At 43.8% G+C, this 11,294-nt stretch carries 12 protein-coding genes; 5 read left to right on the top strand and 7 right to left on the bottom strand.

Going from position 1 to position 11,294, the window contains the following annotated elements; genetic code table 11:
- From AZ66_RS09500 to AZ66_RS09490, 3 genes are all read left to right on the top strand, one after another.
- Nucleotides 1-1,375 (top strand): thioesterase domain-containing protein (locus AZ66_RS09500; protein ID WP_044354630.1); only part of this gene is annotated, 1,375 nt, incomplete at its 5' end.
- A gap of 173 nt (nt 1,376-1,548) precedes the next feature.
- Nucleotides 1,549-1,776 (top strand): MbtH family protein, encoded by a 228-nt coding sequence (locus AZ66_RS09495; RefSeq protein WP_044354629.1) that lies wholly within the window; start codon nt 1,549-1,551, stop codon nt 1,774-1,776.
- Nucleotides 1,773-3,242 carry a DHA2 family efflux MFS transporter permease subunit gene (locus tag AZ66_RS09490; RefSeq protein ID WP_044354628.1) on the top strand — a complete coding sequence of 490 codons (1,470 nt, stop codon included), beginning with the start codon at nt 1,773-1,775 and terminating at the stop codon, nt 3,240-3,242. Before AZ66_RS09495 ends, AZ66_RS09490 begins: the two co-directional genes overlap by 4 nt.
- 1,393 nt (nt 3,243-4,635) lie before the next feature.
- On the opposite strand, the gene AZ66_RS09480 is transcribed toward AZ66_RS09490, so the two are convergent.
- The 5 genes from AZ66_RS09480 to AZ66_RS09460 all read right to left on the bottom strand — a co-directional run bounded on the left by AZ66_RS09480 (nt 4,636) and on the right by AZ66_RS09460 (nt 7,958).
- Nucleotides 4,636-5,001, bottom strand: coding sequence for a hypothetical protein (locus AZ66_RS09480; RefSeq protein WP_021253174.1), 366 nt, complete (start codon nt 4,999-5,001; stop codon nt 4,636-4,638).
- Nucleotides 5,002-5,163: 162 nt separating this feature from the next.
- Nucleotides 5,164-5,613, bottom strand: coding sequence for a hypothetical protein (locus AZ66_RS09475; protein WP_044354626.1), 450 nt, complete (start codon nt 5,611-5,613; stop codon nt 5,164-5,166).
- 531 nt (nt 5,614-6,144) lie between these two features.
- On the bottom strand, nt 6,145-6,324 hold the full coding sequence (locus tag AZ66_RS09470) for a hypothetical protein (RefSeq protein ID WP_044354625.1): 180 nt from the start codon (nt 6,322-6,324) through the stop codon (nt 6,145-6,147).
- Between the two features lie 79 nt (nt 6,325-6,403).
- Nucleotides 6,404-7,207: a hypothetical protein gene (locus tag AZ66_RS09465; RefSeq protein ID WP_044354624.1), complete on the bottom strand. Its 804-nt coding sequence runs from the start codon at nt 7,205-7,207 to the stop codon at nt 6,404-6,406.
- Nucleotides 7,208-7,496: 289 nt separating this feature from the next.
- The gene (locus tag AZ66_RS09460; RefSeq protein ID WP_044354623.1) at nt 7,497-7,958 is read right to left on the bottom strand and encodes a hypothetical protein; all 462 of its coding nucleotides are present in this window, start codon (nt 7,956-7,958) and stop codon (nt 7,497-7,499) included.
- A 582-nt stretch (nt 7,959-8,540) separates the two neighbouring features.
- Here AZ66_RS09460 and AZ66_RS09455 point away from each other — a divergent pair.
- A complete protein-coding gene (locus AZ66_RS09455) occupies nt 8,541-8,996 on the top strand; it encodes a macro domain-containing protein (protein WP_021262188.1) in 456 nt (151 codons plus the stop codon).
- A 38-nt stretch (nt 8,997-9,034) separates the two neighbouring features.
- Here AZ66_RS09455 and AZ66_RS09450 read toward each other — a convergent pair whose 3' ends face one another.
- Together AZ66_RS09450 and AZ66_RS09445 are read right to left on the bottom strand one after the other, a co-directional pair.
- On the bottom strand, nt 9,035-9,424 hold the full coding sequence (locus AZ66_RS09450) for a BsuPI-related putative proteinase inhibitor (RefSeq protein WP_021262187.1): 390 nt from the start codon (nt 9,422-9,424) through the stop codon (nt 9,035-9,037).
- A gap of 341 nt (nt 9,425-9,765) precedes the next feature.
- On the bottom strand, nt 9,766-10,107 hold the full coding sequence (locus AZ66_RS09445; protein WP_044354622.1) for a divalent metal cation transporter: 342 nt from the start codon (nt 10,105-10,107) through the stop codon (nt 9,766-9,768).
- Nucleotides 10,108-10,597: 490 nt separating this feature from the next.
- Between AZ66_RS09445 and AZ66_RS33735 the strand changes: the two genes are divergently transcribed.
- Entirely contained in the window at nt 10,598-10,816 is a 219-nt protein-coding gene (locus AZ66_RS33735; protein ID WP_442950281.1) for a cohesin domain-containing protein, read from the top strand.
- Nucleotides 10,817-11,294: the final 478 nt, after the last annotated feature.

Below are 11,294 nucleotides of genomic sequence, written 5' to 3'. Positions count from 1 at the left end.
GATTCGCGGCTTCCGCATCGAGCTGGGCGAGATTCAAGTCGTGCTTGCCAAACATCCAAGCGTAGCGCAGGCGGCGGTCATTGTGCGGGAGGACAGTCCAGGGGATAAGCGGCTTGCGGCTTATGTGGTTCCTGCTGCAAATGCCCATTGGGATGCGGCGGAGCTGCGCCGACATGCGGCTTCCATGCTTCCTGATTATATGGTGCCATCAGCGATTATTGGGCTGGATGCACTACCGCTCACGCCGAATGGCAAGCTGGATCGCAAGGCGCTTCCGGCGCCTGATATTGCTCTTGATGCAGATGGGCGCAACCCGAGAACGCCGCATGAAGAAGTGCTCTGCGATTTGTTCGCTGAAGTGCTGGGCCTTCGCCGCGTCGGAATCGATGACAGTTTTTTCGAGCTGGGAGGACATTCACTGCTTGCGGTTCGGCTCATCAGCCGTATCCGCGAAGCGCTTGGACGAGAGCTTAGCATTGCGGTATTGTTCGAGGCGCCAACCGTGTCCGGCCTTGCGGAGCGGATGGAGCTGGATCGGGACAGCGGTAACAGCGCGCTCCAAGTGCTGCTGCCGCTGCGGACGCATGGCGAAGAGATTCCGCTGTTCTGCGTCCATCCGGCAGGCGGCTTGAGCTGGTGCTATGCCGGATTAATGAAGCATCTTGGTGTGAATTACCCGATTTACGGCTTGCAGGCACGCGGAATTGCGCAGGCTGAGGAGCTTCCGCAGACACTGGACGAGATGACGGCCGACTATATTCGCCATATTCGCATGATTCAACCGCAGGGGCCGTACCGCTTGCTGGGCTGGTCGCTGGGTGGCAATGTCGCGCATGCGATGGCCGTGCAGCTGCAAGAAGAAGGGGAAGAGGTCGCGTTTCTGGCGATGCTGGACGCCTATCCGAGCCACTACTTGCCGATTCGGGGAGAACCGGATGAAGAGGAGGCGTTGACCGCCCTGCTTGCCTTGGGAGGCTATGACCGCGACAGTATCGGCGATGAGCCGCTGACGATTGCAAGTGCAATTCGTATTTTGCGCAGCGACAGCAGCGCCTTGGCTACATTGGATGAAGCGACGATTATGAATTTGAAGGTTACGTATGAGAATTCGGTTCGCCTGTTGGGTGCTTATGTGCCGAGAAGGTACGATGGTGATCTGCTGTTCTTCCGCTCGACGATCATTCCAGACTGGTTCGATCCGATTGAGCCGGAGATGTGGATTCCTTATGTGGGTGGCCGTATCGAACGCCATGATATTGCATGCCGGCATAAAGACTTATGCCAGCCAGGGCCTTTAACTGAAATTGGGGCAAGTATCTTACAGAAGCTTCAAAATGCAAGCAGTAGGAATGCCGCTTCTGAAGTTCATGTGTAGGAATCTTCTATTCTTAGGAGACAGAGACAATCCTTCTGTTTGATGTGATTGGTCGAGCAAGGTAAGGGGAGAAAGAGAAAGGGAACAAGGGGTCAATATTGCAGCAAAATGCGAACTAATTATTTTGAATGAAATTCACATGAAGCCTACTTATGAAGGGGAGGGGTTGCAGAATGGCAAATCCTTTTGAGCAAGCAGACGGCTCGTTTTTGGTTCTGCGAAATGATGAGGAGCAATATTCGATCTGGCCGGCCTTCGCGGCCGTACCTGAGGGCTGGAGCAAGGTTCTTGGCCCCGTTTCTCGGGAAGAGAGCATCGAATATATTAATCTGCATTGGATAGATATGAGGCCTCGAAGCTTGGTGGCGCCGGTTACATCTGTGCTGGAAGAGGCTCAATGAGCAGGCGCTTGGATCCGAAAAAAGCAGTGTGCATCGTGTACGTGGCAGCCATGTTCGTGGTTGCCATGGACGCAACCATCCTCAACGTTGCGCTGAAGACGATAAGCGACGAGTTTCACATTCCGCCAGCCGCATCGGGAGCGCTTAATGTAGGATACTTGGTAAGCATTGCGATAGTTCTGCCGCTGGCAGGCTGGCTGGGAGACAGATGGGGCACCAAACGCATCTTCCTGCTTGCACTTGCGATATTTACTGGTGCGTCGGTGCTGTGTGGAACGGCTGGAGATGTACATTCTCTGATCTTCTACCGCATCCTGCAGGGGATTGGGGGAGGTTTAATTACTCCACTCGGAATGGCGATGCTGTTCCGGACATTCCCTCCTCAGGAACGGGCCAAAATCTCACGGTCGCTCGTGCTGCCAATCGCAATTGCACCTGCAGTGGGGCCAATCCTGAGTGGTGTGATGGTCGAGCACCTTTCATGGCGCTGGATTTTTTATGTGAATTTGCCGCTTGGAATTGCTGCTTTGCTGCTTGGCCTACTGTACCTGCAGGAGCACAAAGAGCCAGAGGCGGGCCGCCTGGATATTCCCGGCGTCCTGTTGTCGGCACCAGGGCTAGGACTGGTGATGTACGCGCTTAGCCAAGGTCCGCTGCAGGGCTGGAGTTCACCAGTGATAATCGTTGCGGGCAGTGTGGGCACGGTGCTGTTGGCAGGAATGGTCTTTGTTGAACTTCGAGTACAACAGCCACTGCTGGATCTAAGGCTCTTGCAAGACCGCCTGTTCCGGACGGCAGGACTTGTCGCCATGTGTTCCGCTGCGGGACTGCTCGGCATGCTGTATGTATTTCCGCTCATGTATCAGCATGCGTTGCAGGCTTCGGCCTTAGATGCTGGCTTGACTACTTTCCCGGAGGCATTGGGACTTATGGTGTCCTCGCAGCTTGTACCACGGTTCTATCCAAGGTACGGACCCAAGCGAATTATTATGATCGGACTGCTCTGCACGTCAACGATCTTCGTGCTGCTTAGCATGGTTGGAGCAGGAACGAGCCCATGGCTCATACGAGGCATGCTGTTCGCGGTCGGCCTGTGTTTGGGACATACCGTCGGAGCCGTTCAGATCGCGGCCTTCTCCAACGTGCCTCCAGCCTCGATGGGGCGCGCTACCACTTGGTTCGCGGTTCAGAACAGACTTGGACCGGCCATAGGAATGGCCGTATTGTCCGCCATCATGGCTGTTATTGCAAGCGGTCAACTAACGAACGGAGCTGTAGAAGCTGCCGATGCTGGACAGCTTGAAATGAATCTACTCGCTTACCGTACCGCTCTGCTCGGTGCTGCTGCATTTCTGCTTCTTGGTTTATGTGCCGCATTCCGAATTAAGGACAGCGACGCCGCCGCGACCATGAAATCTCGGCAATCTTCCATTCCTCCGACGAAGCCCGTAAAGGCTGAAGGATAGAGGATATAGGATAAAGGAAGTATCCTGAAAAGCTAGATTTGTGGTAGCATTACAGTGTATATACTATTGTTCAAGTGTTGGTGTTCGTTGTGAATTATTGTCGTCGACCCCCAATAGCGCATAAAACCCGGGGGATCGACGACAAATTGAAATAAGGAAATAATAGAAAAACGTTGATACAATGCAATTTTTGAGGAGTGATTAACCGTTCCTATCTTCATTTTTGGGACGAATTCTTTATTTTCGGATGAATAGCGTCGGTGAACCAGTCAAAATCTGCAGTTGCCCGTTCTTCTATTGTATTTGTCACATGGCAGTAAGTATGTTGCCGTCAGGGTAGGCTCATCGGAGTCTACGCCGTGGGAGAAATAATAAAGCCGCGGGGTGTAAATCCTCACGGCATATCATGGCACGGCAATATTTTATTTCATATGCCTTAATTCTGCTTCCGCCGTTCCTTAGACAAAGAATGGCCAGGAAAAGCCGTTCGATCCCAAAATGGGAAACTACTACTCCATAGCGGTAAGGCGGCAGACCATCCACGTAATTCTGATTCATGATGTATGCCACGCAGTTGAGCCCACTATCCAGCGCTGGAAGGGTTCTACCGGATACACACCCCCGAGGACAATATATCCACTTTCACCGATGATTTTATTTTTGCTTTCTTGTTCCTCTGCTGCTATTGCATTTATTCTCGTTTACTGGATCATCGACCACACGAATGCTGGCAATTTGGTTCGTTCGATAGAGAACTTGAATGGGACCTGCGCACCTAAAACATTTCCACAGTGTAATCCAACTTCTCCCTTGTCTAACGACTACCTCTTGTACAAAGGAAGGAAACCCTTTATTTTGGCCCTTAATACGTACGAAAACATATTTACTGACGTACTTTTTTAGACTGGCTGTTGACATGGTACCACTCCCTTATCATAGTCCCAATTTTTTTATATTCTGTTTACTCCTTAGCTGTTGGGTTGTAGCCCTATAATCAGCAGGTTGCCTTCGAAAGACAAAATTTCATGACCCTTCCGGGTCGTAGGCTTGATGACATTTCGTAAAAAACGCCATGCTAGGAGCGTTGCAGCTGGCGTATATTTTGGGAGCAGCATAAATGGGTTATTGATATTAGATGAGGAATGTTGAAGGGCGACCGGAAACAAAGATGAAACGCCAGGAATGGGATCCGGGCCTTTTTACTTTCAACACGTTCTTATAGAGCTTTTATTGAATTTGTCTTGGATTGGGACAAAATGGGGAGAGCCCTTGTCTTAACAAGGGCTCAGCAAGATTCTATTAGATCACATGTATTTTTGGGAGTACCTATTTTTGAAGATGGGTAAAACAAAGTACTGAGGGATACAACAGGTTGTATTCTTGCAGAACTAATTTAACGTGGAGCTAATGTATAGGTTTCACCCAGAGCTGTAATGTTGCTGAGAGTATCTTTCCAGCCTGATTTTTCTACAAGAGTTTTAACGCCTTTTGCGATTTCCTCATAAAATTGCTCTTGTTTTTTGTTGTATTTGGGATTGTCGTGAGGATTTGGAGTTATTTTGTACGTATGTTGACCTGGGTTGAATGTAATCCCTCGGTTTTTTCCGAAAGATTCTTCGATATATTTATATGTTTCTTTGTTGATCGTGATTGAGCCACTTACCCCTTTAGCATCTACATTAGTGCCGGAGAAAGGAAACACGATTAAAGCAATGGCCAAAAACAGGGACAATGATACGGCAAGAAATCCTTTTTTCATGTAAACACTCCTTCTTTCGAACTGAGAGGTGGCCACCTCCTTATTTTATATATTCCATTTTGCGTGATTAATACCTTAAATTTACTTTTTTTGTTATGCGAATGACGTGTTGGCGCTGCCCTATAAAAAAACTAAAGCCTCGGATTGCCCGAGGCTTGTTTGTTACTTCAGTGGCTCAGTTTTGAACTTGGAACGCATCTCATCATAATTTTTCTTCATACTCTCACTTTTGCTATCAGACTCGAAGCCGAATCCTATCTTCCCATCCATCGTTAACACGATCATTTCTTTATCTTTCCCGTCTACAGTTCCTGACAGCAATACGATAGTGGCTTTCTCTCCATCCTTTTCATACTCCGTTGATTCAATAACTTTCGGGTTTTTGTACATATTCTTTTCAGGAATTTCTAGGCTTATCCCCATAGCGAACAGCGGCATCGCTTCTGGATGTACCTTCTCTTCCACGAACTTTTTCTTAGCCTCTTTGTCGGTGCCGTTTAGGTATGTATTGACATAATCGAGTGCTAGAGCTTCATCTTTGGATGCTTGTCCACCTCCGCAGCCTACCAATACTAATACGCAGATTAAGAATATTGCACTAATTTTCTTCAAATAAATAACCTCCTTTTTTCTATATTATATGACTGATTGCTCATATACGCACGAAAAACATCATACTAAGTATCACCATGACGAACACAGAGCTATTGTGGTCTACAAATGCACCAATAAATACGATCGTATGGTAAAAGACAGTCGGGTAGAATGATTGTAGGAGGTGTAGCGTAATGGAAGAGGTTTTCTAGAATCAGGGTACGAAGCATCTGCACTCAATCAAGGTCAAAGAAAAGTAACTTGCTGTACGATAAAATGATCGCGGAAAATATTGAGGAGATTCGTCTTGTCGAGGAAGCTTTAACAACAAAAAAATATGTCAATATCACTAACATTTAGGGTCTCGCTTACGGCGAGGTTTTTTTTGATTGAGAGGAGATGAAGGATGTGAACAACGAATAAGGGAGTTTGTGAGGGGAGAGCTAGCTGCCCTTCAATCGGGGCAGCTAGAGAAATAATCATTGAGATCGATAAAGCAGAGTTGGGAAGAACTGTTGCGGAGGCTTTGAAAAGCTTAGAAGAAAAAACCTAGTCTGAATCGATAAGTTCGAGGCGCTCAAGAATTTTAATTGTCGTCAGAGCTGATAAGCGAACTGTCAATTCAACATTACCTGCTAAGACAGATTCATCTTCTAGGGCTTCTTTATTTTTGGCGAAAACCTCTTCGGTAACTTCGTTAACTAGTTTAAGAATTATAGACTTATCCAAAAAAATAACCTCCATTCCGTCGATAGTTCTACATACTTCGACAAATGAGGAGGTTTTTCCTACGTCTCTCAGAATTATTTTATTTTATGGAATACTCATTTACTTCGAACGTTAGTATTTTATCGAAAATTACATAGTCTTTGCGGCTGCTGAACGGGCCCTTGTTATTGTTATGCTTGTTTATAGCGTAGGACGCTGTGCCTGAACCGGCTTGTTTATTTTCATACCAGTTGATAAAGGCGTTCACTTCTCCCATGCTCAGGTCAAATTCCTTTTCTAACCCCGTTGTCATGGTAACGACTAGAATTGCTCTTTCGCCTTGTTCGGGATCCGGTTCTGGTTTAGGCTCGGGCTTTGGCTCTGGTTTAGGTTCCGGTTTAGGTTCCGGCGTTTTCGGATCGAACGGTTGTAATGTGCTGCCGTCAGGCAAATCCAGAGCAACGATATATAAATATTCTGTCGTGTTGTTCACGATTTCAACGGAGTGTTCTTTTGACGCTAAAATCGGACTTTCGAACATGATTCTTGAAGTGCTGTCATTATTCCCGTTTAGTGAGAAATTATTTGTTTTTACTCCGTCAATATAAACATCAATGTCCTTTGAGCCATTGTTGTAGTAGTAGGAAATGAATCGGAATTGTTCTCCTACAAAATTAAATTTCATCTTTGCACCGCTTGTGTGTCTTACGTTTTTAGTACAGCGTGACACCTCGCAGACAGTCCATTGTCCCTCGTACGATATGTTGAACTCGTCATACAGGAATCTTTTCCAACCGTTCTCGGGATTGCTGGATGCTTGCCAAATATTTAAAGCATATGCACTTGAAGAAAATGATAATACAAGAAAGATGGACAATAAAACAGGCAGCAAGTATTTTTTCATAAGATCGATCTCCTCAAATGATTAATATATGGACATATTACCGGGTATAAATAGGGATTGTCTAAACATATGGACCCATTTACTGATAGAAATAGAAATAATTTATAAAATATTATATGTTGGGTGGTGGAAAGAGAACGTTTGTAGGAGCATTAAAATAGTTAAGAGAAGTTTATATAACGTGGGATACTCTAAAGCTTGCATCGTTTATGCTGCAAGGGCTCGACATAAACAAATAAACAAGAGCCGTTGAGGAAAGAATCCCACGGCTCTTTTGCAACAAGTAAATTTAAATTGTTTTTTTGAACTCGAACTTGTATTTCGAATTTGGATCGAAATCGTTCGGCCCAACCGGCATTACTCGATAAAAAGCTTTTTCTCGCGGCTTAACGGTTCCACTATGAAACTCTTGTAAGCCCGGGCCGTTTTGGTTTATATATTGAATCGAGATAATATTATTATCATAATCCGTTCGAACGTACTGGAGTTGCAAATTCAAACCAAATGGGGGAGTCAACAATACATAGTAATTTTGTTCCCATTGTCCGTGGGAATTATCATAGACATACCAATCTTCGTCAGTCAAGCTTTCGAGAGGTACCCAAGACTGGTAATAAGAACCGTCTGACATGTCGTTAGCTGTTCTCATTGTATCTCCCCAACCATGGAGTGCAAACGACGAACTTGATCCAAAGACCATCAAACAAGCGACCAGCGCGATTGATGCTGATAGTTTCTTTAATCTCTGCATATTTCATGCCTCCCATTATTTCAGAATCTGAATGTAGATCCTAGTAGTGTGTATGAAATACCAAGATGTAAAAGAAATCAGTTTCTGGCTGGCCAACCATGATTAATCTTAACATACATTATTGTCCAAGTATATAGTATTTGTGGATTATACTGGATTATTTTTGTGTTGAAATATAGTTGGTTATTCCAAATTAATATAGACACTAAGAGTGAATCTACAGAGATGTTGTGGGGGAAATTCTACGTAATACATCTTTAGGGCGTAATAATAGTTCTATTTGGTATTTATTATTGTATTCGCAAATTGATAAGTATTCCTCGTAGAGTTAAACGATTAGAGGATGTTGTCTATAAAAGTGAGAAGCAAAAGTAACCTGCCATTGTGGAGGGTTACTTTTTTTGAACGCTTAACTCTATTTTAGCAGGGATCTTTTTGTTTAAGATCGAAATATGTTCAAGGAGAGAAATGGGGTTGGGTATTTTTGTATTTTTCCATTCACAATATGTATCATACCTTATGGTGCGTTTTTTAGTTCAATGAACAAAGCATATATGTCAGACTGACAAGGAGAGTTGCTGAATGCCAGTACACATAATCATAGGTGACTTATTGAATGCGAAGGAATTGATTATCGGACATCAGGTGAACTGCCAAGGGGTAATGGGCTCTGGCATAGCGAAGGCGCTGCGGGACAAATACAGTACATTGTATCCAAGCTATAAGCGGTACTGTTCCCAGCATAACAGTCCAGATGAACTGCTGGGAAAGTGTCATATCGTTCAGGAAGGTTCCAGACATATAGCGAATCTGTTCGGTCAATTAGAATATGGCAGACAAAAGAGTAGAGTATATACGAACTATGAGGCGCTACGAACCTCCCTGACTACGTTACGAGAATACGCTGTACAGAACCAATTATCTGTTGCTCTGCCGCATGGTATCGGTTGTGGTTTGGCTAATGGAGATTGGGATGTTGTAAATGAGATTATTGATCATGTTTTCGGCGATTATGATGTTATGTTGTACAAGCTATAACTGTATCGTTTCGGTATTCCAATCAATACATCTTCCCACTACTTATCGATGTTGGTACTGACTTCGGAGCTGATTGACAGGTACTGAGGAGATTGTGGCTCGATTAACTCAGGCAGGTGAATGAGGAAGATGACTTCAATTTTGTATTTGCCTCTCGGCACCTGCTTGTCTTCATGGTCTTGAAAAGACCATCGTTCCTCATAGCTCATCTTCTCATCATTGTTCAAGGTTCGTTCGACTACTTCTGCGGTAAAAAGTTTATTCAACGACCAACGGTACACTTCCTTGCCAACTTCATCTGTGACGATAAAGTCGTAGGGTTGCGAGCTGTAGGAAATGACCAGATCTTCTCCAGCCACATTGTGTATTCCGAATTGCAGTGTTACATAGTCCTTATGCTGCTCTGTTGAGAGAAACGTTGTAACCATATGATTCGCCCCTTATCTATCCATATGATAAAAAACAGAAACCACTCATCCCTCATAACGCGCACCTGTATCGAAAGATTCCACCCGAGAGTTACTTTCCCCGAAGTCGGTTTCTCTTACAAATTCTCTTCCCGTCTCCATCCGAACCTAAGTGAGATGTGACAAAGCCGCTGCACCTGACTTCGGTACAACGGCAGGAAATGAGTATTCGACCTCTTGAGATTGCGTATTTATGATTATTACTTTATTTCGCATACTTCATTCTTACGTGTTTCTGTATTACTTGATGTTTGCTTCATTTCGTATTATATGCTGCTTCCATGTTAACGATTCTACCAATGTTACATCCAAAATGTCTCATAGAATAACATTACAATTAAGCTCGTAAGTACACCAACCACCATCCAACCCCATATGTTTGTGAAAAGGCTGTTTTTATACTTGCCCATATACTTCTTGTTGTTCGTTAGAATCATAATGAAGATAAGAACCGGCACCATCAGCATGCAGCCTATTGCTTGTGTGAGTACGGTGATGAAGTTGAGCGGCAAATCCGGGATTAAAATAAGTAGTGCAGCTAATACAAGACTGCCGATGTAGACAAGATAGAAATTAGGAGCTTCTTTTATCTTATTGTTTAAGCTGTACTCCTCATTGTGAGATGAGAATATCCTATGAGTCATGTTGCAAAAAGTGCATGGGCACCTAAAATTTTGTTGTGATTCTGCAACAAAGCGGCTGGAAACAAGCAGCGTGTTGAGAAATTCTCAACATCAATTCATTTGGACTAGCACATTTTGATCAACAGGGGAAGTAGAATATAGAAAGATTTTACAGGAGGGGGAAGGATATGAGTACAGGGGCATTTATTCTAATGGTGGTTTCAACAATCGTATCGTATTCACTCGGAATATACGTGTTGAATAAATTTCATGGGCGGAGAAAGTGAAGGAACATTGGTGACTCACGTATTTTTGTAAAAAAGAATGAAATCATTTTAATGATAATCGAGTATATTGTAAATTTTGGGTTAATAAGTAAAAAAATTGGACAGCTCATATTTCTTCCCTAAGATGGTTGAGGAACATAAATCAATGGGGGTAACGATTTAAGTGCGTCCGTTTCGGCTACGCCACATCTGGCCCTGGATATTGAGTCCGCGAAGGACAAAGTATTCTGAATGAGATCTTTACTATACAAGCCGTATTGGATAATGCAACGAACATTTACGTAGAAGATATTAACGTGAAGTATGATAAAACGCGTTTCCAGCTTGTAAAGGTAGAAGCGGCAGACCATATTGGGTTGTTCCATAATGGAACAGTAGCCGATGATACAGTAACGCAACAAAAGGGAAAATCGCGGATAACGGAACCACTGAGGTTACATTGACCGAAGAAAATTGCGACGAAAAAGATTGAGGTTATCGGTGGGGAGTTGACGAATGCAATTTTGGCTAATCCGAACTACGATTTCAATAAATAGTATATTTGCCACTCCTTATGGAGCGGCTTGTTTATATCATTCTGGATGAGCATGTTGCAAAATAAATAATACTGGGAGTCGAACAATACAATGCAAAAGATAATAAGTTGAATACATATGTATTCAAATCTCCATCTTACAAATTTTTATATATAAAAATTTGTAAGATGGAGATTTGAAACAGTAGACTACGTTATTATCATGAATATAATCGATCTATCGTATAGACTAACCATAAATTTTAGGATTCGATACAGAGGGTGGGAAATAATAATGTATTTTTTGACTTTTATTAAATAAAGGTGGGTTTTTCTGTTTAGACAAGTGATACGAATATTTATATTATTGTGAAGGACATTAATTATAGGGGGGTAAGCGAAGTGAA

The sequence above is a fragment of the Paenibacillus sp. E194 genome, assembly GCF_000935845.1.
GTDB classification, from domain to species: domain Bacteria; phylum Bacillota; class Bacilli; order Paenibacillales; family Paenibacillaceae; genus Paenibacillus_B; species Paenibacillus_B alvei_B.
This window is presented reverse-complemented; position numbering and strand designations above follow the sequence as displayed.

Excerpts from the sequence above, each read along its gene's own strand:
- AZ66_RS09495 (WP_044354629.1), top strand. The coding sequence starts at position 1,549 with ATGGCAAATCCTTTTGAGCAAGCAGACGGCTCGTTTTTGGTTCTGCGA.
- AZ66_RS09490 (WP_044354628.1), top strand. The coding sequence starts at position 1,773 with ATGAGCAGGCGCTTGGATCCGAAAAAAGCAGTGTGCATCGTGTACGTG.
- AZ66_RS09480 (WP_021253174.1), bottom strand. The coding sequence starts at position 5,001 with ATGAAAAAAGGATTTCTTGCCGTATCATTGTCCCTGTTTTTGGCCATT.
- AZ66_RS09465 (WP_044354624.1), bottom strand. The coding sequence starts at position 7,207 with ATGAAAAAATACTTGCTGCCTGTTTTATTGTCCATCTTTCTTGTATTA.
- AZ66_RS09460 (WP_044354623.1), bottom strand. The coding sequence starts at position 7,958 with ATGCAGAGATTAAAGAAACTATCAGCATCAATCGCGCTGGTCGCTTGT.
- AZ66_RS09455 (WP_021262188.1), top strand. The coding sequence starts at position 8,541 with ATGCCAGTACACATAATCATAGGTGACTTATTGAATGCGAAGGAATTG.
- AZ66_RS09450 (WP_021262187.1), bottom strand. The coding sequence starts at position 9,424 with ATGGTTACAACGTTTCTCTCAACAGAGCAGCATAAGGACTATGTAACA.
- AZ66_RS09445 (WP_044354622.1), bottom strand. The coding sequence starts at position 10,107 with ATGACTCATAGGATATTCTCATCTCACAATGAGGAGTACAGCTTAAAC.